The organism is Bacillus sp. SIMBA_008, from assembly GCF_046535495.1.
Taxonomy (GTDB): Bacteria; Bacillota; Bacilli; order Bacillales; family Bacillaceae; genus Bacillus; species Bacillus subtilis.
The window spans coordinates 1-266 of the sequence record NZ_JAWRWL010000583.1 but is presented as its reverse complement, the minus strand read 5'-3'; the positions used below and the strand labels follow the sequence as shown (position 1 = coordinate 266).

The window sequence follows — 266 nt, the reverse complement described above, 5'->3', positions numbered from 1 at the left end:
CTGTGTACTCTTTCAGAGAGGATGTGAAACGTAACGTCAAGTGGAGCACATATGAGCAGATCTATCAGGAGCCTACACTGAAACACAATGCGTAAAAAAGGAATCTTTGTCAAAGGGAGTGAGCGGCTGTTTTAAAATGGCTGCTGCTCAGATTTGGCAAGGATTTTTTTCATGCAAACAAGCAAATGTGACAATTTCAAAAACGTTCTGACAGTTGTTTTCAAGTACGCACGAAATAAGGTAATATCATAAGTAAAGACTAAGAC

Annotated in this window: 1 protein-coding gene; it reads left to right on the top strand. The window is 39.1% G+C overall.

Going from position 1 to position 266, the window contains the following annotated elements; genetic code table 11:
• The first annotated feature begins 2 nt into the window (after positions 1-2).
• Positions 3-95 (top strand): DUF2535 family protein, encoded by a 93-nt coding sequence (locus tag SB658_RS24535; protein WP_410602990.1) that lies wholly within the window; start codon positions 3-5, stop codon positions 93-95.
• Positions 96-266: the final 171 nt, after the last annotated feature.